Source organism: Streptomyces sp. NPDC034084 (assembly GCF_055575535.1).
On the sequence record NZ_JBVISK010000001.1, the window covers coordinates 447,602 to 469,377 of the forward strand.

Genomic DNA, 21,776 nt, shown 5'->3' on the forward strand with positions numbered 1-21,776 from the left:
GACGCCCTGCACCCGACCCCCCGGACTGCCTGTTCGTCGGCTAGCCCCCTCAGCCGCCCGCCGCACGCTCCTCCGCCTCCGTCAGGATCTCCGTCACGCGGAGGCCGAAGCGGGCGTCGCAGGGGTGGGGTTCGCCGGTGCGGGCCGACGTGACGAGGGCGTCGACGGCGGCGCCGAAGGCGCCCACCGCGCCGTCCCAGCGGGGCATTTCGGCACGGCCCTTCGTGCCGTACAGGGTGAGGGCCGCCTCCGCCGCCTCCGGGGGCGCGCTCAGGGTCAGCGTGGCCGTGCTGCTCGCGCCCGAGTCGTGACGCAGCACCAGGTGGTGGGTGTCGTCCGGGCCCGGGGCGGCGGTGACGCCGGTGACGTCGCCGAGGACCGGCAGGTAGACGGAGAGGACGTGCGGGCCGACGTCCCACAGGCCGCCCTTCTGCCGCCGCCAGGGCGAGGCCGCGTACGCGCTGGTGGAGCCGGGGCCGTAGAGCGAGCCCAGCCAGTGGGCCTCGCCCAGGAACCAGCCGCCCGCCGCCGCCCGCTCCTCGATCCAGCGGGCCGTCGGCTCCGCGAACCGCAGCGTGCAGAAGACCACCGAGGCGACCCCGGCCGCCTCGACCGCATCGGTCACCTCGCGGGCGAGCGCCACCGTCGTGGCGACCGGCTTGTCGAGCAGGACATGGCAGCCGGCCGCCGCCGCCCGCGCGGCGAGAGGGGCCTGGACGTCCGGCGGCAGGGCCAGGGCGACCGCGTCGCTCGCGGCGAAGAGGGCGTCCACGTCCTCGTACGCCCGCGTGCCGGACGCGGCGGCGAGCGTGGCGGCCGCCTCGGGGCGTCTGCCCCACACCCCGCTGAACTCGACGCCCGGATGCCCCGCGAGCGCGGGCGCGTGCGTGCGGGCGGCCCAGGGGCCGGTGCCGAGGAGTCCGATACGGGGCTTGACGCCCAGGTGCTTCGCCATGCCCCCAGTCTGCCGGGCGCCACCGACAACGACGGTGCCGGCCGGCTCGTCTCCGGCGGCCCGTAATCCGCTGGCGGTCCTCCCCCGGGCCGGTGTTAGCGTTTCCGCGCCGGCCGCGGGACTCCGGTGCGACTTCCGGAACCTGCCTATGAAGCAACGTCTTCGCTGTTCGCGCCCTCATTCCCCGGCCGGCACCCAGGTGTGGGAAGGGGAGGGTGTCGTGTCCGAGCTCGTCGCCGCCGAGGACGTGCTCCTCTTCGTCAACGCCGCCGTGACCGCCACCGGCCAGCGGGAGTTCCGCTCCTCCGCCGCCGAGCAGCGCTTCTCGCTCGCCTTCCTCCACGAGTACGTACGGGTCAACTACCGGCCCGTGTACGCCGCCGCCCTCGCGCTCGACATCAACGACCACAACGCCGCGCTCGTCATCGAGCACCTGCTCCGCACCCCGAAGGAGGCGGAGCCGGGCGAGGGCCGGCTGATCGCCGCGCGGCTCGCGCTGCTGCCGCCGCAGCGGGTCTACCGCCTCTTCGGCGCTCTGCGCGCCGCCGGGGTCAACAACCGCCGCACGCGCGCGATCGTGCGCGCGTGGCTCGCGGCCCGCCCCGACCCCGCGCTGGACGCGGTGAAGTACCGGACCGGTTTCAAGACCGCCCTCCGGCACGTGCACGCGCGGCCGGCCGACCCCGAGACGGGCGACTTCCTCTTCGCTCCCGGCCGCCGGGTCCGGTACGAGAACGCCACGCTCGACGCGCACCGGCGGGCGCACTACGAGCAGGGCGCGCTGTACGAGCTGCCGTTCACGGTCGCGGAGGGGTTCGCCGCGAAGCACGGGATACCCCGCGCGGTGTTCCTGGAGCGGATCGCGCCCCGGATGACCCGGCTCGAACGGCTGCGTACGGACCGGGCCGCCGATCTGTCGGTCATGCCGCTCACCCGGCTCGCCCTGTACGTGCTCGCGCTCCCGTTCGGCGTGCGGGTGGAGCGGCGTGCCGAGCTGACGGGTGCGCTGCGTGCGGCGGCCCGGCGCGCGGCCGGGCCGTACGCCGGGACGTGGGGGCGGGTGGCGGCCGTGCTCGACGACAGCTTCTCCTCCTCCGGTTCGGCGGTGAAGCGGCGCCGTCCGCTGGCCGTGGCCCTCGGCTGCCACTTCCTCCTGGAGGCCCTCGCCTCCCCGGGGGCGTACACCCCGCTGTGGACGTCGGGCGGTCAGGACCCGCTCCTCGTCCGGCCCTACGGCCCGACCCCGCTCGGCCTGCGGATCCTGGACGCCCTGGAGACCGGCCCCGAGCGTGTGGTGATCGTCTCGGACGGCTGGGACAACGCGCCTCCGGGGCTGGCGGGCGAGGTGCTGCGGGTGTGGCGGTCGCGGCTGGATCCGGAGCGGTCGACCAGCGTGGTGCACCTCAACCCCGTATACGACGCCGAGGGCTTCGACGTGCGCCGGCTGGCGCCGAGCGTGCCGGTGGCGGGGATCAGGGACGCGGAGGACCTGGCGGCCCTGGTGGAGATCGCGCAGTTCGCGGAGGGCCGGACGGGGTTCGCGGAGCTGCGGGCGTATCTGGACCGCCGGGTCGAGCTGTTCCTGAAGGGGGCGGAAGGGTGAGCCGGATCGATCTGGCCGGGCTTCGCGTGCGGCCCGCGCAGGTCTGGGGCGGGGTGCGGCTGGTGCCGCTCGTGCGGGACGAACCGGTGGCGGGGTTGCGGCTGCGCCGGGAGGTGTACGAGGGGTGGGGCGCCGCCTCCGTCGAGCTCGGCGACCGCACCACGTACACCTCGTACATCCCGCACGGCTTCGTCGCCGACTGGACGGGCACGGGGGCGGAGGCCGCCGCGTACGGGACCCGGCTCGGGGGTGACGAGGAGCCGGCGACCGTGCCCGTGCGCCGGATCCACCGGATGGCCAAGCGGCGGCGGAGGGAGGACCGGGTGCGGTTCCTGCCCCTGCACCTCGCCCTGGAGGGGTACCTCGCGCTGCACTTCGGCGGACCGTCCGTGGTCTGGGACGACTGGTCCCGGGAGGCCCTGCGGCGCGGGCTCTCGCCGCGGGCCGAGGCGGCGTACGCCGGGTGGGCGGTACCCGGGCTCGGGGAGGCGCTGCGGATCTTCGAGCTGCATCCCGGGCAGTGCGGGCTGCTCCTGTACGTGGCCGACGCGCTGGCCGCGGTCTTCGTGGTGCCGCACCCGGACGACTACCGGCTACTGCACCCGACGCTGGTGGAGGACCTGTACGGGGAGCTGGTCCACCAGTACGCGTACTACGGCGCCCCCGTGCCCGAGTTCACCGCGCGGATCCGGGACGGCGCCGGCGGCATCCGGGACCTCGCGGACCTGCGGGCGGCGGCCCTGGAGCAGGAGCGGGCCTGGGCGGTGGCGCACGACGGCGTGATGGCGCGGGACCTCCTGGAGACCCCGTACTCCTTCGAGCGAGTGCGGCGGATGGGCCAGTTCGGCCTGTACCGGTTCCTTCCGCCGTTCGAGCGGGGCGGACGGGAGCAGCACATCGGCGAGGTGATCACCGACCGGAAGGGACGGGCGGCCTATCTGAAGACCTTCCGGCTCTCCGAGAACCAGATCCGGAAGGGGTACCTCCTGAACCGGCTCGCGGAGTACGACTGGCACCTCGGGCGGACGGCGGAGGCGCTCGGAACCTCGTACGCCGAGGTGGTCCGGCGGCTGCGGGGAGCGGGTCTCGGTTCGCTCCTGGACGCGCACCGGGTCGCACGGCGGGCGCGGGAAGATCAGGAAGGCTGAGTAACACGGGGTTCACAAACGGGCAACCGACGGGAAATCCCGTGTTGCGAAGCTGCGGTCGAACACCAACAGCGCAGTCAGCGCAGAGACCGCAGCTTCTCGCAGTGCCGCGAGCCGCAGCGGACACCCGCAGCAGCACGCCAAAGGATGAGACCCGTGACCTTCAAGGCTGAGTACATCTGGATCGACGGCACCGAGCCGACCGCGAAGCTTCGCTCCAAGACGAAGATCATCGCGGGCGAGGGTCTCGCCCTCGAGGAGCTGCCGATCTGGGGCTTCGACGGTTCCAGCACCAACCAGGCCGAGGGTCACGCGTCGGACCGCGTCCTCAAGCCGGTCTACTCCTGCCCGGACCCGATCCGCGGTGGCAACGACATCCTGGTGCTGTGCGAGGTCCTCAACACGGACATGACGCCGCACTCCTCCAACACCCGCGCCGCGCTGGCCGAGGTGGCCGCCAAGTACGCCGCCCAGGAGCCGATCTTCGGCATCGAGCAGGAGTACACCTTCTTCGACGGCACCCGCCCGCTCGGCTTCCCGGTCAACGGCTTCCCGGCCCCGCAGGGCGGCTACTACTGCGGCGTCGGCGTGGACGAGATCCACGGCCGTCCGATCGTCGAGGCGCACCTGGAGAACTGCCTGACGGCCGGTCTCGGCATCTCCGGCATCAACGCCGAGGTCATGCCCGGCCAGTGGGAGTTCCAGGTCGGCCCGCTGTCCCCGCTGGAGGTCTCGGACCAGCTGTGGATCGCCCGCTGGCTGCTCTACCGCACGGCCGAGGACTTCGAGGTCGCCGCGACGCTGGACCCGAAGCCGGTGAAGGGCGACTGGAACGGCGCGGGCGCGCACACCAACTTCTCCACGAAGGCGATGCGCGAGGGCTACGACGCGATCATCACCGCCTGCGAGTCGCTCGGTGAGGGCTCGAAGCCGCTCGACCACGTCAAGAACTACGGCGCCGGCATCGACGAGCGCCTGACGGGTCTGCACGAGACCGCCCCGTGGGACGAGTACTCCTACGGCGTCTCGGACCGCGGCGCCTCGGTCCGCATCCCGTGGCAGGTCGAGCAGGACCAGAAGGGCTACATCGAGGACCGCCGCCCGAACGCGAACGTGGACCCGTACGTGGTGACCCGCCTGATCGTGGACACCTGCTGCGAGGCCCTGGAGAAGGCCGGCCAGGTCTGATCCGCACCGCGTTTCCGAGGGGCGCCCGCCGTTTCACACGGTGGGCGCCCCTCTCGCCATGTGGGATGAATGACACGGGTTTCGGGCTCCGGAGGGTCGTCCGCAGCTTTCCCTTCTGGTTCAATAGGGATATGGCCATCATGCAGAACGACATCGCGACGGGTCGTCACGACCTCGAGCCGTTCTGGCCCTCCCGGCAGCACCACGACTTCGACCGGTGCTGTCGACGCGTGAGGAACGCGTCGGCCCTCTAAAGCCCCGACCGGCTCCTATGCCGGTCCCGCGGCCTTCGGCCGACGCGCACGACGTACGAGACCTCTCCGTCCGTTCCCCGCGCGAAAGAGCTGACCTGTCATGGCCCACACCCAGAGCGCCTCCCTCACGGCCGTCCGTCCCGGCCGGCACCGACTGCGCGCCGTCGACCCCAACGAGGTCGTCGACTTCTCCCAGGTGGCGGACTTCCTGCCGCCCGGCGCCACCCTGCTGCCCGCGCCGCAGCACGCGCTGCCGACGCTGCCGGGGCGTCCCCCGATGGTCGGGTACCTCGTCCTCGTCCCGGCCGACCAGCAGCCGCACCTGCCCACGGCCGTCCCCGCCCCGGCCGCCGTCGCGGCGGAGGAGCAGGGGCCAGTGACCATCGACGCCGTCCGGCGGATCGCCCTCGTCGACGGGCAGGCGCTGGACCTCACCTACCTCGAATTCGAGCTGCTCGCGCACCTGGTGGCACACCCTCACCGGGTCCACACCCGCGACCAGTTGGTCACCACCGTGTGGGGGTACGGGCACGTGGGTGACGGCCGGACCGTCGACGTGCACGTGGCCCGGCTGCGCCGCAAGCTGGGCGCCGAGCACCGCCACACGATCCAGACCGTGCGGCGGGTCGGCTACAAGTACACCCCCTGATCAGGCCGTTCGGGACTTCGCCCTGGAGACCAGTGCCAGGGCGAGGTCCACGGCCAGGAACAGCAGCAGGCTGAGTCCGAGGAGCGGTACGAACCAGGCCACCAGCGCCGTCGCCGCCGCGAGCGGCAGCAGCAGCGTCACCGGCACCTTCCGCCAGGCCCCGCGCGCCACCGGGCGGCCCGGGCGGCGCAGCCACCACATGCGATAGCCCCAGAGGACCAGCAGGACCAGGGCGAGCGCGAGGGCCGCGAGCGCCAGCTGGTTGAACAGGCCCAGGAAGACACCGGTGTGCGCGTCGATGCCTGTCCGGGTGAGCCGCGCGAGCAGGGGGTAGTCGGCGAAGGCGAGCCGGTCGAGGACAGCGCCGTCGGCCGGGTCCAGCGCCACCGAGTCCAGCTGGACCGGGAACTGCGTGTCGGTCTCCTTCACCACGTACCCCTTGCCCTCGGCGGGCAGCACCACCGAGATCCGCGGGCTGTCGATGCCCGCGTCACGGGCCGCCTCGACCGCCTTGTCGAGGCCGATGTCCGGGCCCTGCGGGCTCGTACCGCCGTGGTGGGCGCCGCCGTGGCCCTCGTGCTCCGAGGACGCGGCGGGTCCCGCGGACAGTCCCGCCGACAGGGTGGGGGTCGCGCCGCCGAGACCGTCCTGGACGGTGCCGATGTTCTCCCCCGCGTACCGTGACCAGGTCAGGCCGGTGGCGGAGAGCAGGACCAGTCCGACCGCCGCCCACAGACCGACCGAGCCGTGCCAGGACAGCGTGCGGCGGCGGGACTTGGGGCCCCGCTCGGGCAGGACGAGGGAGCGCCGGTTCTTCCGGCGGCGTCCGGTCCAGAGGAGCACACCGCCGAGCGCGATCACCCACAGCCAGCTCGCCGCGAGTTCGCTGTAGTTGCGGCCGAGGTCGCCGAGGTGCAGATCGCGGTGGAGACCGTCGGTCCAGGTCCGCAGCGGAAGGGCGCCGGAGCTGCCGTAACTGGGCAGCTGTCCCCGTACGTCACCGGTGTACGGGTCGACGAAGACGGCCAGCGAGGTGCCCTCGGGGACGTCGGGGTCGGCCATCAGGACCCGTGTGGTCGCGCCGGGTTCGGCGCCGGGCCAGACGGCGGTGACGGTGCCGTCCGGATTCGCCTCGCGGGCGGTCTGCACCTGCCGGGAGAGCGGGAGGGTGCTGTCGCCGACGGGAACCTCCAGCTCGTGCGCGTACACGATCTTCTCCGCCTGGAAGGAGAGGGCGTAGAGCAGGCCGCTGACGGCGGCCACGAGCAGGAACGGGGCGACGAGCACGCCCGCGTAGAAGTGGAGGCGCAGGACGAGGGGGCGCAGGGCGCTCCAGGTGCCGGGCCGGGACGGGGCGGCTTGTGCCGGTGGCGCGTCGGGGGTTTCCGGGCGCGCGAGATCATCGATGGTCATGACGGACTGTCCTTGGAGTCGTATGCCGACAGGGGGAGGCGGCCCCCGGGTCAGACGTGTGCTCCGAGGGCCGTGGCGCGGGGTACGGACAGCCGGGGCGGGCCGCGCCGGGAGAGGGTGTGCGCGAGGACGACGGCGTGCGGGCGGCGGGCGTTCCGCCGCGCCCGGCGGACCGGGCGGCGCGGGGTCTCGGGGACGGGGACGGGGGCGCGGAGCAGGCGCAGCGGGGTGCAGGCGTACGCGAGGGCGGCGCGGGCGAGCGCGAGGAACGCGGCCTCGCCGCGTGCCAGCCAGAGGCCGCAGAGCAGGGCGGCGAGGAGGTGGACGGTGAGCATGCCGGATCCGGATCCGGAGCTCACGGGGTCGGCGGTGACCATGACCATGCCGTCCATGGCGTCCATGCCGTCCATGGCGTCCATGCCGTCCATAGCGTCCATGGCGTCCATGGCGTCGGTGTGGTGCATGCCGGGCATCGCGGGGTGCGTCCCCCGCGGGTGGTGCCGCGTCGTCACGTGACCGGCCGTCGAGAAGAGCAGGTGCAGCGCGCCCTGAGCAGCCACCAGCGCCCCCGCGAGGGTGGGGGCGCCCCGGCGTCGGCCGGCCGCGGCCCAGGCGGCCGCCGCCGTCACGGCGAACGCGGCGAACAGCATGGCCGCCGGAAGCCGGTGCGCAGACATGGACGAATGCCCCACAGCGGCCAACGTCACGCACACGACCGCGAAGAGCGCGGCTCGCAGGGCGCGCAGGGGCGACCGGGCATCCGTCATCGCCGCCATGGTGTCATCCCGGCCGAATGGCCGGACAACCCCCTCGCCTCCGGCACCTCCCCTCCGATACCCCGCTCCCCCGGCGCCGTTCCTCCCCTGGCGGAATCCTCCGGGAGCGGAACGCTGTGGCCCCGGGCGTCCCCGGCGGGCAGGCTCGGATCATGAGACTGCTGATGCTCGGAGGTACGGAGTTCGTCGGCCGCGCGCTCGTCGAGGCCGCGCTCGAACGGGGCTGGGAGGTGACGGTCTTCCACCGGGGCCGCCACCCGGTTCCGGCGGGAGCCGCGTCACTGATCGGGGACCGCACCGCCCCCGACGGCCTCGCCGCGCTCGCCAGCGGGTCCTGGGACGCCGTCGTCGACACCTGGTCGGCGGCGCCCTCGGCGGTGCGGGACGCGGCCCGGCTGCTCGCGGACCGGGCCGGTCGGTACGCGTACGTGTCGAGCCGCTCCGTCTACGCCTGGCCGCCCGCCGCCGGGCTCGCGGAGGACGGCCCGCTGGTGGAGGGCTCCGCGGACGACGGGGACGTGCCGTACGCGGAGGCCAAGCGGGGCGGCGAACTCGCCGCCACCGCCGCGTTCGGGCCCGACCGGACGCTCCTCGTCCGCGCGGGCCTGATCCTCGGGCCGTACGAGAACGTGGGCCGGCTCCCCTGGTGGCTGGGCCGGATCGCGCGCGGCGGGTCCGTCCTCGCCCCCGGGCCGCGGGAGACGCCGATCCAGTACATCGACGCCCGCGACCTCGCCGCGTGGACGCTGGACGCGGTGGCGGCGGGGCTCTCGGGGCCGTACAACCTGGTCTCGCCGTCCGGGCACACGACGATGGGCGGGCTGCTCGACGCCTGCGTCCGGGCGACGGGGGCCGGCGCCGAACTGCGCTGGACGGACCCGGAGGCGCTCCTCGCGGCCGGGGCGGAGCCCTGGACGGAGCTGCCGGTGTGGCTGCCGCCGGGCGAGACGTACGACGCGATGCACACGGCCGACGTCTCACGGGCGCTCGCGACCGGGCTGCGGTGCCGGCCGGTGGAGGAGACGGTCGCGGACACCTGGACGTGGCTCCAGTCCCTCGGCGGCGTCGCGCCCCAACGCCCGGACCGCCAGGGCGCCGGCCTCTCCCCCGAACGCGAGGCGGAGGTCCTGGCGGCGCTCGCGAAGGGGTGAAGACCCCCACGCGCGTGCCCCGCACGGGGGCTGGAGCGGAGTTCTGACCTGCCCGTAGAGGGGCGATCCACTACGGTCGAGACGAACGTGCACGAATCGGAGGACTCGACGCCATGCCCGCCATCCCCGCCACCTCCGTCGCCAACCTCCGCGATCTCGGCGGCCTGCCCCTCGGTGACGGTCGCTCGGTCCGGACCGGTCTCGTCCTCCGCTCCGCGCCGCTCGACCGGCTCGACCCGGAGGAGCCCGCCGTGGCCGGCCTGGGCATCCGTACCGTCGTCGACTTCCGGACGGCCACCGAGCGCGCCGACCGCCCCGACCGGCTGCCCGCCGGCGCCCGGCTGATCGTCGCGGACGTCCTCGCCGACTACCTGGCCGGCAGCGGACTGCCGCCCGCCGCGCGTCTGAAGGCCCTGCTCGCGGACCCCGCGCTCGCCGAGGAGCACCTCGGCGGGGGCCGGGTCCGGGCGGCCTTCGCCCGGACCTACCGGACCTTCGTCTCCGGCGACTCCGCCCGCGCCTCCTACCGCGCCCTGCTCGCCGAGCTCGGCACGCCGGGCGCCGGGCCGGTGCTCTTCCACTGCTCGGCGGGCAAGGACCGTACGGGCTGGGCGGCGACGGTCGTGCTCTCGCTGCTCGGCGCGGACGAGGAGACCGTGCGGGCCGAGTACCTGGCGGTCAACCCGGCCGTGCGGGTGGCGTTCGCGCCCATGATCGAGGGCTTCACCGCCCAGGGCGGCGACCCCGACCTCGCGCTCGAACTGATCGGGGTCCTGCCGGAGTACCTGGACGCGGCGCTCAACGAAGTCGCTCTCCGCCACGGGTCGATGGAGAAGTACGTACGGGAGGGGCTCGGCGTCCCGGACGAGGTGACCGGGCTGATCCGCGAGCGGCTGACGGTCACGGCGGCCTGATCCCCGAAGGGGCCGGGGTGACCATCGGAAGAATCGCTCGTTCTGCTGAACGTGAGCACCCAGGATCTCGTCCCCTCGCCCGTGGGCCCCGTCGACGTCGAGCAGGCCGAGGCCGCGCTCGTCGAGCGGTATCCGCGGCTCGTCCGCATGGCCTATCTCGTCCTGCCGCCGGCGCTCGGCCGCAACCGCCGGGTGCTGACCGCGCACGCCCTCGTCCAGCGGTCCCTGCCGCGCCGTCGGGTACCGGGGCCGGCGGTGCCGGGGCCCCGGCCGGCCGAGGACGCGGTGGATCCCGGCTACGCGTACGTCCGGGGTGAGGTGCTGCGGCAGGCCCTGATCGCCGGGCTGCCGCTCCGGCGCCTCGCGCTGCCGCGCCGGGCGCAGTTCCCGCCGCTGCTGCCGCACGTGTGGGGGCTCCGGCTGTTCCCCCGGGTGGGCGGCGCCGACGAACTCGCCCTGGACCAGCGGCTGTCCCGGCTCTCGGGTGCGGGCCGCGCCGCGTACGTCCTGCGCGGCCTGGAGCGCCAGGGCGACCCGGAGGTCCTGCGCGTGCTCGCCGCGGCGGGCGTCGAGGACCCGGCGGCGGCGCTGGCGGAGGCGGACGCGGTGGACGCGGCCGAGGCGGCGGACCTGAGCGACGAACAGGCGCCCGCCGGTGCCGGGCGCCCCACCGGGAGTTCCCCCGGCTCGGTCAGGGTCGGCGAGCAGGGCGGACCCGGCCGGCCCGGGCACCGTTCCCCGGGTGGCGCCGCCGGCCCGGACGCGGCCCCGGGTGCCGGAGGCCACGGCCTGGGCGAGAGCGCCCCCCGCGCCGGGACCGCCGCGCCCGGAGGAACCTCCGCCCTCCCCCCGCGCCTCAGCGGTGCCGCGCTGCTCGAGTCGGACGAGTTCGATCCGTGCGCCCTGCAGGCGCGGCCGACCGATCTGATGCGGCGTCGGCAGCACGCCCGGGCCGCGCTCGTCGCCGTCGCGGCGCTCGTGGTGTGCGGGACGCTGCTCGGTCTGCCCGGGGACGGCTGGGGCAGAAACGGTGCTGCCGCGCCCTCGTACGCCCGCAACCCCGCCGCCGAGGCCGCCCTGGACCCCGGCGCGGTCAGGCGGGTGGATCCGGCGGCGTGGCCGGGCGCCACCCGGCAGGACTTCTCCGTGTGGCCCGCGCGCGGCGGGCTGGCCGGCGACAGCGCCCTGCTGCGGCGGGCACTCGCCGTATGGGCCCGGCCCAGCGGCTCCGTACGGTCCTCCGCCACGCCAGGGACGCCCGTCGGGCCGCCCATGGGGCCGCCGCAGCTGCTGTTCGCGGGCCGGGTCGACGCGATGCGGGTGGTGCTGTTCCACGACGGGCTGCGGGCCGTGCGGTACGCGGAGCCGGTCGAGGGGACGGCGGGCGCCGTGCTCGACTTCGCGCGGACGGACGCGGCCGACGCGGTCGGTGCGGCGGCGCTCGTCGTCTCCCGCGCGGCGGGCAACGTCCGCTATCTGACGGCGCCCTGGGTGCGGGACACGGCCGTACGGGACCTCCTCGCGCCCGCGAAGGAGCCGCGGCCACTGGTGCGGGACGCCGACGGGGTGACCGATCCCGTGCCGAGCGGCGCGCGGGCCGGCGACTGCGACCGGTGGAACACGCTCCAGGTGCGGGACCGCGAAGGGGTGCGGCTCCTCACCGACCTGGGCGAGCTCGCGCCCGCCCGGCTGCTGTGGGGGCCGCCCGCCGCGCCCGTGGACGCGACGGGGACGGAGGCGCGGGAGGCCTGGGCGCGCACGGCGTGCGGACTGACGGCGGTGCGGGCGCAGGGGGTGCGTGCGGTGAACGCCTGGCGGTTCGCGCGGCAGCCGCTGCCGGAGGGCGCCGGAGAGGCCAGCTGGGTGTGCACGCGCGCGGAGACCTGGCGGGGCACGGGCAGCAGGGTCCTCGCCCAGTTCCTGGTCCCGTCCCCCGAGGTCCCGGCGGCGCTCGCGGCCCGTTCCGAGGGCTCACCGGCCTGCGGCGTCCGGGACCCCCGTGTCCTCGCGGGCGTGCTGTGGCAGGCGCCGGGCGGGAGCTGGTACGTGATGGCCGCCGGCAGTGCGGAGTTCGCCGCGCTGGAGCTCTCGCACGGGGTGGAGGGGCGGTCCGACGGCCCCCTGCTCGCGGTGAGGGCGGCGGCGGGCAGTCGTGCGGATCTGACGGGCACCTTGAAGGACGGGAGGCGGCTGGGCGCCCTGCGGTGACCGGCCACCCGGGCCGCCCCGCGCGGCCCCCACGTGCGGCGGTGGCAGAAAGACGCCGCACGGACCTGTTGCCACCGCCTTACCCCTCAGTACATTGACGTCATGTCTAATACGCAGCCTGCACCGGTGGCGTCGGAGCGCGTCGAACTCAAGGCCCGCAAGGTCTCCTTCGACTGGGAGGAGACGCCGCTCCACTGGGTACCGGGCGACCCCTTCACCACCCACACCATCAACGTGCTGCACCTGCTGCTGCCGGCCGGCGAGCGCTGGTTCGTCCACGTCTACAAGCAGGCCCTGCCGTACATCACCGACGACCGGCTGCGCGAGGACGTCATCGGCTTCATCGGCCAGGAGGCCATCCACTCCCAGGCCCACGACGACGTCCTCCCCCACCTGCGGAAGCTGGGGCTCGACCCCACCCCGTACACCGCGCAGGTCGACTGGTTCTTCGAGAAGCTGCTCGGGGACCGGACCCTGCCGCCCGGCCGGGCGCGCCGCTGGTGGCTGATGGAGCGGGTGGCTCTGATCGCCGCCATCGAGCACTACACCGCCTTCCTCGGGGACTGGGTCCTCAACGCGGACGCGCTCGACCGGGTCGGCGCCGACCCGACGATGCTGGACCTGCTGCGCTGGCACGGCGCCGAGGAGGTCGAGCACCGCGCGGTCGCCTTCGAGCTCTTCATGCACCTCGACGGCGGCTACCGGCGCCGTGCCCGCACCTGGGCGCTCGCCTTCTCCGCGCTCGTCTTCCTCTGGCAGCGCGGCATCCGCTTCTTCCTGGAGAACGACCCCAGCCTGCTCGACCCGAAGGCCTCCTTCGCCGACTTCGTCCGCAGGGGCCGGCAGGGGGTGCTGCCGTCGACCCCGGCCATGCTGCGCTCCATACCCCGCTACCTCAGCCGCGGCTACCACCCCTCCCAGGAGGGCGACACCGCGCAGGCCGCGGCCTACCTCGCCTCCTCCCCCGGCGCCAACGGAGGCCGCTGATGCCCCGGTTCACCACCGTCGCCCTCGCAGCCGGGGCCGCGACGCTGCTCGTCCGCCGCGCCGTCCGCAGCCGCATGTCCACCGCCCCGCTCTGGCCGATGCCCGCCCTCGACACCCCCGTCTCCGGGTACGGCCGGGGCAGCACCGTTCCGCGCAAGGTCCTGGTCACCCGCCGTGCCACGCCCGCCGAGGGCGTCGTCGAACTGCGCCTGGAGGGCGAGGGGCTCCCCGTCTGGCAGCCGGGCGCCCACGTCGACCTCGTGCTGCCCTCCGGGCTCGTCCGGCAGTACTCGCTCTGCGGCGATCCTGCCGACACCGGTGCGTACACGGTGGCCACGCGCCTCGTCGAGGACGGCCGGGGCGGCTCGCGCGAGGTGCACGAACAGCTCCACGAGGGCGTGGAGCTCGAGGTCCGGGGGCCCCGCAACCGCTTCCCGCTGGTCGACTCCCCCGCGTACGTCTTCGTCGCCGGCGGCATCGGCATCACCCCGGTCCTGCCGATGCTGCGCGCCGCCGAGGCGGCCGCGGCGGACTGGCGGCTCGTGTACTGCGGGCGGAGCCGGGCCAGCATGCCGTACCTGACGGAGATCGAGGCGCTGGGCGGCGCCGACCGCGTGACCGTCGTCCCCGAGGACGAATCCGGCTTCCCCGAGCTGGAGTTCCTCGCGCGCCTGCCCGTCGAGACGGCCGTGTACTGCTGCGGGCCGGACGGTCTGATGGACGCGGTGGGCGCGGCGATGCCGGAGGGGCGGGCGCCGCGTCTGGAGCGCTTCACGGCCGCCGCGACGACCGGCGGGACGGCCTTCGAGGTCGAACTGCGCCGCTCCGGGCGCACGGTGAAGGTGGCGGCCGACCAGTCCCTGCTCTCGGCGGTACGCGAGGAGCTGCCCGGCCTCGTGTACTCCTGCCGGCAGGGCTTCTGCGGCACCTGCCGCCAGCGGGTCCTGGAGGGCGAGATCGACCACCGGGACGAGCTGCTCACCGACGCCGAGCGGGACGACTCGATGCTGATCTGCGTCTCGCGCTGCGCGGGGAAGCGGCTCGTCCTGGATCTGTGACGACCATGGCGCCGCCGCGCGGACGGGTCATCGGAACACGCCCTACGGCAGGACCAGCCAGTCCAGGGCCAGCGCGGCGAGGAGGCCGCCGACCAGGAGCCAGGTGCCCAGGCGCGTGCGGCCGTTGCGGGAGAGTTCGATCACGATCCCGCAGAGGATCATGGCGAGCCCGTACACGCCGACGACCAGCACGGACGTCCGGCTCGCGAGCCGGATGACGAGCACCACGGCCAGGGCGACCAGGAGCACGGAAGCGGCGGCGACGCGCAGTCGCCGCGCCTGCTTCGGGGTGAGCCCGGAGACCGGGCCCTCCGACTCGGCCGGCTCGTCGGACTCCTCCGGCTCCTCGCGGACTTCGGGGGTCTCGGGGGTTTCCTCGGCCTCTGCGATCCCTCGGTGCTCGTCGGCCTCCGGGGCCTCGGTCGTCGGGGTGTCCTGGTCGGAAGCGCTCATGGGGCAGGAGCGTAACGGACGCGGTTAGGCTGTTCGTATGACGACCGGGGTGCGCCGCAGGATGGGCGTCGAGGAGCGCAAGCAGCAGCTGATCGGGGTGGCCCTCGAACTCTTCGGCCACCGCTCTCCCGACGAGGTCTCCATCGACGAGATCGCCGCGGCCGCGGGCATCTCGCGCCCGCTGGTCTACCACTACTTCCCCGGCAAGCAGAGCCTCTACGAGGCGGCGCTGCGGCGGGCGGCGGACGAGCTGGCGGCCCGGTTCGTGGAGCCGCAGCACGGGCCGCTCGGAGCGCGGCTGCTGCGGGTCATGGGCCGGTTCTTCGACTTCGTGGACGACCACGGGCCCGGTTTCGCGGCGCTGATGCGCGGCGGTCCCGCGGTGGGCTCGTCCACGACGAACGCGATGATCGACGAGGTCCGCCAGGCCGCGTACGAGCAGATCCTGGCCCATCTGGAGGTCGAGACGCCCTCCGCCCGGCTCGAACTGGTCGTCCGCTCCTGGGTGTCGCTCGCCGAGTCGACGGCGCTGCTGTGGCTGGACGGCCGTCGGATCCCGCGCGCGGAGCTGGAGCTCCAACTCGTGCACGACTTCGCCGCGCTGGCCGCGGTGAGCGCCGCGTACGACGCGGACACGGCCGCGATCCTGATCGGCATCCTCGCCGAGGAGCCGGCCGACGGCCCCTTCGGGGAGCTGGTGGCCCGTCTCGCCGCGCTCGTGCCGACCGGGGGCGCCCCCGTGCCCGTCGTGCCCGATCAGCGCTTGCGGTAGGACGCTTCGAGGTCGCGGATCTCGACGGAGAGGCGGACGCCCTCCTTCGCCTTGAGGTACGCGGGCAGCAGGTCGAGGACGGCGTCCGAGAGCCGGGCCTTGACCTCGTCCGTACGTCCCGGCAGCAGGGCGATCTCGACGTGCACGATCACGTCGTCGGTCGCTCCGTCGCCGACGACCAGCTCCTCCACCTCCCGGAACCGCGTCTTGCAGGCGTCGAGCGTCGTGTCGACCGTCTCCACGACGAGCGGGTGCAGGGCGAGCGCGAAGCCGCGCCGGTCGAGCGGGGCGGAGTAGTCGACGGTGATCTGCGGCATGGGGGCTCTCCTGGGGGAACGGATGTCTGGCCATACCTTTACGGTGGTGGCCATGACGGCACAAGTGACCTTCCGGCAGGCGGACGAACGCGATCTCGGCCTTCTGGTGGGGTTGTTCGACGGAGTGGCGCGCTGGATGGTGCGCGGCGGGATCGAGCAGTGGAAGCCGGGGGCCCGGGGCCCCGGTCACTTCCGTACGCGGATCGCCGAGGGCGAGGTGTGGATCGCCGCGTGGGAGGGGCGGACCGTGGGGGCGTACGAGCTGTGGTGGGAGGACCGGGAGGTCTGGGGGCCGCAGCCGCCGGTGGCCGGGTACGTGCACCGGCTGATGACCGACCGGGAGGCGGCCCCGGCCGGGGCGGGGCGGCTGCTGCTCGCGCACGCGGAAGAGCGGATCGCGGCCTCGGGCCGGACGCTGGCGCGGCTGGACTGCGAGGCGCGCAATCCGCGCCTGGGGACGTACTACGAGCTGGCCGGCTACGCGGACGCCGCCCCGCCCCTGGAGAAGGTCGGGGCGGACGGCCGCCGGTACGCGGTGCGGCTGATGGAGAAGGCCCTGGCGTGACGGACGCCGCGCCAGGGCCTCCGGTCAGTCGGTGGCCTTGAAGACCGCGACCGTCCGGGCCGGGACCGCGAAGGTGCCCGAAGCCGGTTCGTACGCGGCCGACCTGACGACCGGGTCGGATCCGCCGGCCTGGACCGGGTGGAGGGCGTAGCCCTTGCCCGCCAGGTCCGTCACCTTCTGCGCGGTGGCGTCCGGGGTCGCGTTGAGGACGATCACCAGGTCGCCGAGGCGCATGGTGATGACGCCCGGGGTCTCGTCGCGGCCGGAGAGCGGGAAGGACAGGGTCTGCTGGACCCGGTCCGCCGTGGTCAGGGAGAACACCGGCTCGGTGGTACGGATCTTCTGGAGGTCCCGGTAGGCGGCGGAGGCGCCGTCGATCTGGGCGCAGCCGACCGTCAGGGCCGGGTCGACGAGCAGCGGCTTGCCGTAGGACCACTTGGCCTTGTTGTCGGCGGCCGGCGGCAGGCCCCGGCCGAAGCCGTTGCCGTCGCGGCAGTCCCAGTGGATCGCGTTGAACCAGTCGCCGCTGTCGAAGGAGTTGCGGTCCAGGGACTTGGAGCGCAGCAGGTCCGAGCCGGCCTGGGAGAGCGCCGGACCCTGCGAGAGGGTGGCCGTCGCCATGGCGAGGACCTGCATCCGGGCCCGCTCGGCCGGGGACGTGCCCGCCGGCAGCTTGAAGGCGAGCGCGTCGTACAGGGACTCGTTGTCGTGGGCGTCGGCGTAGGCGAGGGCGTCGCCGGGCACGGCGGCGTAGCCGGCGGGGGCGCCGTTGTAGTCGACCTCGGAGCCCTTGACCGTGCGCCCGGAGGTGTCGGTGAAGGAGTACGAGGCGAGGTTGCCGGTCAGGCCGACCTTGATGAGGTCCTGGTAGTGCAGGAGGCGGGCCCTCTGCTCGGCCGGGGTGCCGTTGGCGGCCGAGGCGTTGGGGTCGGTGTAGAGGCCGGAGGCGAAGCCCTGGACGCCGGGGTCCTCGTCGAAGGGGCCACCGCCGCGCACGGCGTCACGGGCCCGGTCCGAGAAGGTGGCGATGCCGGTCCCGGCCATGTTCTTCTGGGTGGCCTGGACGAAGCGGGCGTCGTCGGCGACCTCGCCGAAGTTCCAGCCCTCGCCGTAGAGGACGATCGCCTTGCCGTCGACGCCGTCCTTCGCGACGGTCAGCTCGTCGAGGGCCTTGCGTACGGCCAGGATGTTGGCCTTCGGGTGGTGGCCCATGAGGTCGAAGCGGAAGCCGTCCACCTTGTAGTCGCGCGCCCAGGTGACGACCGAGTCGACGACGAGCTTGCCCATCATGGCGTTCTCGGTCGCGGTGTTGGCGCAGCAGGTGGAGGTGGCGACGGAGCCGTCGGCCTGGAGGCGCTGGTAGTAGCCGGGCACGATCTTGTCGAGGACGGACTTGTCGGACTGTCCGGCGGCGATGGTGTGGTTGTAGACGACGTCCATGACGGTCCGCAGTCCGTCGCCGTTGAGGGCCTGCACCATCTGCCGGAACTCGACCGTGCGGCGGGTGCCTTCGGGGTCGGTGGCGTAGGAGCCCTCGGGGACGGTGTAGTGCAGGGGGTCGTAACCCCAGTTGAAGGCGTCCTTCGCCGCGGCGGCGGTGACGCAGGCCTGCTGCTCCTCGGAGTCGGGGGCGTAGACCTTCAGGTCGCAGGCGGGGCTGGTCTGCGCGGACTTCTTCTCGGGGACGGTGCCGAGGTCGAAGGCCGGGAGCAGGTGGACGTAGGAGGTGCCGGAGGCGGCGAGGTCGCGGAGGTGCCGCGAGCCCTTGCTGTCCTGGTCGGTGAAGGCGAGGTAGGTGCCCCGGTGGCCGGCCTTCGCCGTGGGGTCGGCGATCGAGAAGTCGCGGATGTGGAGTTCCTGGATCTGGGCGTCCCGCAGTGGTACGGCGGCGGGCTTCTTCAGGGCCTTCCATCCGGCGGGGGCGAGCTTCGGGTCGGTGAGGTCGACGGCGAGGCTGCGGGCGGAGTCGGTGGTGAGGGCGGTGGAGTAGGGGTCGGTGACCCGGTTCTCGACGACCTTCTGGACGCTCGGGGCCCAGACCTCGACGACGTACCGGTAGGGCTTGCCCGCCCAGGAGCGGGGGCCGGTGACGGACCAGACGCCGGAGGTGGCGTCGCGCCGCATGGGGACGGTCTTCCCGTCGAGTTCGAGCGCGACGGACCGGGCGGTGGGGGCCCAGAGGGAGAGGGTGGGGCGGCCGGCGCGGAAGACCGGGCCGAGCTGGGCCTCGGTGGCCTTCGCGGCGTACAGGTCGTCGAGGACGCCGGCGGTCTGCACGCCGGTGGCGGCGAGCAGGGCGCCGTTGGCGGCGCGCTGGGTGGCGATCAGCTGGCCGCGCAGGGACTCGCGGACGCGGTCGGCGTCCCGCGGGTCGACGGTGAAGGCCGGGTAGTCCTTGAGGTGCGGGTACTTCGCCTTCTGGGCGTCGGTGAGGCTTCCCGGGTTCAGGCGCAGCCACTGGCCCTCGGTGTTCAGGGCGCCGTCGGTGACGGTGATCCCGCCGTCCTTCGCGTACACCAGCTGCTGGCTGGTGGCGTCGGTGGTCTTCACCTTCCAGACGACGGTGTTCCGGTCGATCCACTGGGCCCCGGCCTTCCCGAGGTCGAGGTTCGGGGCGCCGCCGGTGGTCGGGAGGAGGTACGTGGGTTGTCCCGAGAGCAGCCAGACCTCGTGGCCGTAGGTGGCGAGGTCGAGGGACTGGTCGGTGGGCAGGTCCTTCTCGTCGCCCTTGTGGAGGATGTACGAGAGGGAGCTCGCGCCGTCGGTCAGCGGGACCTCGTAGACGGCGCCGTACGCGTCGGTGCGGACGGGCATGAGGGGCTTGGACCAGTCGGTGGGCTGGGCGGCGCCGGTCCAGGTGTGCAGGCCCCAGCCGCCGTAGTCGCCGTCGGGCCGCTGGTAGTGGATGACGGCCTTGGTCTTGTCCGGGGTGGCGGGGGCCGGGTCGGTGTCGGCCTGGCCGTCGGCGCCCTGCGTGATCCAGACCTCGCCGGTGCGGCCGAGGTTGATGCTGCGCTGCGGGCCGTCGGCGGTGCCGTCCTTCTCGACGGTGTAGGCGACGGTGGAGGCGCCCTCGGGGACCTTGGCCCAGGCGAAGGCGCCGAAGGCGTCGCGTCCGGTGAACGCGGCCTCCTGGCCGGCGGCCTTCAGCTTCCAGCCGTCGTAGTTCCCGTCCGCGCGCCGGTAGTGCACGACGGCGTACGGCCGCTCGACGGCGACCGGCTTCTCGGGGGCCGGGGGCGCGCCGGCCGTGGTGGCGGCCAGGGCGCTCGCGGTGCGGCCGGCTGCGTCCACGGCGACGGCCTTGTAGCGCAGGGCGGTTCCGGCGGGCGCGGTGACGTGCTGGGTGACCTTGTAGGGGGCGTGGTCGGCGGTGCCGAGGGTCTGCCAGCGGCCGTCGCCGACCTGGGCTGCGAAGACGACCCGGTTGAGGCCGCCGCCGGTGACGTCGGCGGAGAGCTCGACGGTGCCGGTGGCGCCGGCGGCCGGGGCCTTCAGCGACAGGGAGGGCTTCACCGCCGGGGCGGGCTGCGGCGCGCCGGCCTTGAGGACCAGGGAGGAGAGGGCCGGGACGGTGACGGTCGCCTTGCCCTGGGAAGCCGGGACGGCGCCCTGCCCCCCGTACAGGACGCGGAACTCGGCGGAGTCGACGGGGACGGTGACGGTCTTCGGTGTGGTGGCGCTGTTGACGGCGACCAGGTACTCGGTGCGCGTCTTCGGGTCCGTGCGGGTGAACGCGTAGACGGAGCCCTCGGCGTACCGTTCCCGCTGGACGCCGTCGCGGAGGGCCGGGTTCTCCCGGGTGAGTTTCGACAGGGCGGCGATCGAGCGGTAGAGCGGGTGCGTGGTGTCGTACGCGTCGGTGGCGTGGGTGCGGTCGGTGCCGAGCTGGTCGTCGTCGAGGTAGTCGGCGGTCTTCGAGGCGAAGAGGGTCTGGCGGGCGTCCTTGTCGCCGCCGGGGCCGGTGAAGCCCTGCTCGTCGCCGTAGTAGACCACCGGGTTGCCCCGGGAGAGGAACATCAGCTCGTTGGCGAGGCGGTCGCGGCGCAGGAGTTCCTCGTCGGAGGCGTTCGGGTTGTCCTGCTCGAGGAAGGTGCCGAAGCGGCCCATGTCGTGGTTGCCGAGGAAGGTCACCTGCTCGTAGGCGTTGGCCTTGTCGGTGGTGTACCGGTAGTCCTCGGCGAAGACCTTGGCGAGGCGGTCGGCGCCGGCACCCTGGGAGGCGAAGGCGCGGGCGGCGTCCTGGAAGGGGAAGTCGAGGGTGGCGTCGAGCCGGCCCCGGGTGACGTACGGGGAGGTGACGGTGGTGTCGGCGGAGTACACCTCGCCGAACATGAAGAAGTCCTCGCGGCCCCGCTTCTTCGCGTACGCGTCGAGGGCGGTGGCCCACTGCGTCCAGAAGTCCAGGTCGACGTGCTTGACGGTGTCGATGCGGAACCCGTCGATGTCGAAGTCGCGGACCCACTTCTCGTAGATCTTCTCCATGCCCGCGACGACCTCGGGACGCTCGGTCCACAGGTCGTCGAGTCCGACGAAGTCGCCGTACTCGGCGGACTCCCCGGCCCAGGTGGAGTCGCCCCGGTTGTGGTACATCGCCGGGTCGTTGAGCCAGGAGGGGACCTTGCCGCCGGTCGTCGTCGGCGTGTACGGGAACGAGTCCGCGTCCACCTTCCCGACGGCGGTCCGGTCGTCGAAGGGGCGGCCCGAGGAGTCGAGGTACGGGTAGGCGCCCTTGGGGCGGTAGCCGTACTTCTTCTCGGCGTAGTCGACGGTGTCGGCGGTGTGGTTGGTGATGACGTCGAAGAAGACCTTCATGCCCTTGGCGTGGGCGGCGGCGATCAGCCTCTCCAGGTCCTCGTTGGTCCCGAAGTGCGGGTCGACCTGGGTGAAGTCGGTGATCCAGTAGCCGTGGTAGCCGGCGGAGGCGTCCTTGCCGGTGCCCTGCACGGGCCGGTTCTTGAAGATCGGCGCCATCCAGATGGCGGTGGTGCCCAGGCCCTTGATGTAGTCGAGCCGCTCGGTGAGGCCCTTGAGGTCGCCACCCTGGTAGAAGCCCTTGTCGGACGGGTCGAAACCGGTCTCCGTACGGCTGCCGGTGAGGCCGCCGCGGTCGTTGGAGGGGTCACCGTTGGCGAAACGGTCCGGCAGCACGAAGTAGAACTGCTCGCGGGTGAGGTCCTGGCGGGCGGGCTGCGCCGCGAGGGCCTGGTCGGAGGGCGGTGCGGGCGGCCGGGGTGCCGCCGTCGCGGGGACGGCGGGCACGAGGGCGGCGCACAGGGCGGCGGCCAGCGCGACCGCCGTTCTCTTGCGTATCACGGGGGTGCTCCCTGGAGGTACGGGAAGAGAGGGCCGCCCCGGCGGGGCG

At 73.9% G+C, this 21,776-nt stretch carries 17 protein-coding genes; 11 read left to right on the forward strand and 6 right to left on the reverse strand.

Features of this window, described 5'->3' with window-relative positions; genetic code table 11:
* Positions 1–49: 49 nt before the first annotated feature.
* A complete protein-coding gene (locus ACZ51I_RS02045) occupies positions 50–955 on the reverse strand; it encodes a Gfo/Idh/MocA family protein (RefSeq protein ID WP_468870888.1) in 906 nt (301 codons plus the stop codon).
* Here ACZ51I_RS02045 and ACZ51I_RS02050 point away from each other — a divergent pair.
* From ACZ51I_RS02050 to ACZ51I_RS02065, 4 genes are all read left to right on the forward strand, one after another.
* Positions 954–2,558, forward strand: a complete 1,605-nt coding sequence (locus tag ACZ51I_RS02050; protein WP_468870890.1) for a hypothetical protein — start codon at positions 954–956, stop codon at positions 2,556–2,558. The genes ACZ51I_RS02045 and ACZ51I_RS02050 overlap by 2 nt on opposite strands.
* Entirely contained in the window at positions 2,555–3,706 is a 1,152-nt protein-coding gene (locus ACZ51I_RS02055; protein ID WP_468870891.1) for an ARPP-2 domain-containing protein, read from the forward strand. The genes ACZ51I_RS02050 and ACZ51I_RS02055 overlap by 4 nt, the downstream gene beginning before the upstream one ends.
* Before the next feature lie 156 nt (positions 3,707–3,862).
* Positions 3,863–4,894 carry a glutamine synthetase gene (glnII, locus tag ACZ51I_RS02060; protein WP_468870892.1) on the forward strand — a complete coding sequence of 344 codons (1,032 nt, stop codon included), beginning with the start codon at positions 3,863–3,865 and terminating at the stop codon, positions 4,892–4,894.
* Between the two features lie 354 nt (positions 4,895–5,248).
* Complete coding sequence (locus ACZ51I_RS02065; protein ID WP_468870893.1) at positions 5,249–5,797, forward strand: winged helix-turn-helix domain-containing protein; 549 nt, start codon at positions 5,249–5,251, stop codon at positions 5,795–5,797.
* Here the strand turns inward: ACZ51I_RS02065 and ACZ51I_RS02070 are convergent, their stop codons facing one another.
* Complete coding sequence (locus tag ACZ51I_RS02070) at positions 5,798–7,210, reverse strand: PepSY-associated TM helix domain-containing protein (RefSeq protein WP_468870894.1); 1,413 nt, start codon at positions 7,208–7,210, stop codon at positions 5,798–5,800. It abuts the gene before it with no gap.
* A gap of 50 nt (positions 7,211–7,260) precedes the next feature.
* Complete coding sequence (locus ACZ51I_RS02075) at positions 7,261–7,887, reverse strand: hypothetical protein (RefSeq protein WP_468870895.1); 627 nt, start codon at positions 7,885–7,887, stop codon at positions 7,261–7,263.
* A gap of 251 nt (positions 7,888–8,138) precedes the next feature.
* Between ACZ51I_RS02075 and ACZ51I_RS02080 the strand changes: the two genes are divergently transcribed.
* The 5 genes from ACZ51I_RS02080 to ACZ51I_RS02100 all read left to right on the forward strand — a co-directional run bounded on the left by ACZ51I_RS02080 (position 8,139) and on the right by ACZ51I_RS02100 (position 14,304).
* The gene (locus ACZ51I_RS02080) at positions 8,139–9,137 is read left to right on the forward strand and encodes an NAD-dependent epimerase/dehydratase family protein (protein WP_468870896.1); all 999 of its coding nucleotides are present in this window, start codon (positions 8,139–8,141) and stop codon (positions 9,135–9,137) included.
* A gap of 113 nt (positions 9,138–9,250) precedes the next feature.
* Positions 9,251–10,051: a tyrosine-protein phosphatase gene (locus ACZ51I_RS02085; RefSeq protein ID WP_468870897.1), complete on the forward strand. Its 801-nt coding sequence runs from the start codon at positions 9,251–9,253 to the stop codon at positions 10,049–10,051.
* Between the two features lie 51 nt (positions 10,052–10,102).
* Positions 10,103–12,259: a hypothetical protein gene (locus ACZ51I_RS02090; RefSeq protein WP_468870898.1), complete on the forward strand. Its 2,157-nt coding sequence runs from the start codon at positions 10,103–10,105 to the stop codon at positions 12,257–12,259.
* 102 nt (positions 12,260–12,361) lie between these two features.
* Positions 12,362–13,246: a metal-dependent hydrolase gene (locus ACZ51I_RS02095; protein ID WP_468870899.1), complete on the forward strand. Its 885-nt coding sequence runs from the start codon at positions 12,362–12,364 to the stop codon at positions 13,244–13,246.
* Entirely contained in the window at positions 13,246–14,304 is a 1,059-nt protein-coding gene (locus ACZ51I_RS02100; RefSeq protein ID WP_468870900.1) for a PDR/VanB family oxidoreductase, read from the forward strand. Before ACZ51I_RS02095 ends, ACZ51I_RS02100 begins: the two co-directional genes overlap by 1 nt.
* Before the next feature lie 42 nt (positions 14,305–14,346).
* On the opposite strand, the gene ACZ51I_RS02105 is transcribed toward ACZ51I_RS02100, so the two are convergent.
* Entirely contained in the window at positions 14,347–14,757 is a 411-nt protein-coding gene (locus ACZ51I_RS02105) for a hypothetical protein (protein ID WP_468870901.1), read from the reverse strand.
* 37 nt (positions 14,758–14,794) lie between these two features.
* Here ACZ51I_RS02105 and ACZ51I_RS02110 point away from each other — a divergent pair, with 37 nt between their 5' ends.
* Positions 14,795–15,529: a TetR/AcrR family transcriptional regulator gene (locus ACZ51I_RS02110; protein WP_468870902.1), complete on the forward strand. Its 735-nt coding sequence runs from the start codon at positions 14,795–14,797 to the stop codon at positions 15,527–15,529.
* On the opposite strand, the gene ACZ51I_RS02115 is transcribed toward ACZ51I_RS02110, so the two are convergent.
* Positions 15,514–15,846, reverse strand: a complete 333-nt coding sequence (locus tag ACZ51I_RS02115) for a 5-carboxymethyl-2-hydroxymuconate Delta-isomerase (RefSeq protein WP_468870903.1) — start codon at positions 15,844–15,846, stop codon at positions 15,514–15,516. The genes ACZ51I_RS02110 and ACZ51I_RS02115 overlap by 16 nt on opposite strands.
* Before the next feature lie 52 nt (positions 15,847–15,898).
* Here ACZ51I_RS02115 and ACZ51I_RS02120 point away from each other — a divergent pair, with 52 nt between their 5' ends.
* Positions 15,899–16,411 (forward strand): GNAT family N-acetyltransferase, encoded by a 513-nt coding sequence (locus ACZ51I_RS02120; RefSeq protein WP_468870904.1) that lies wholly within the window; start codon positions 15,899–15,901, stop codon positions 16,409–16,411.
* Positions 16,412–16,435: 24 nt separating this feature from the next.
* Here ACZ51I_RS02120 and pulA read toward each other — a convergent pair whose 3' ends face one another.
* Positions 16,436–21,727 carry a pullulanase-type alpha-1,6-glucosidase gene (gene pulA, locus ACZ51I_RS02125; protein WP_468870905.1) on the reverse strand — a complete coding sequence of 1,764 codons (5,292 nt, stop codon included), beginning with the start codon at positions 21,725–21,727 and terminating at the stop codon, positions 16,436–16,438.
* Between the last annotated feature and the right edge of the window lie 49 nt (positions 21,728–21,776).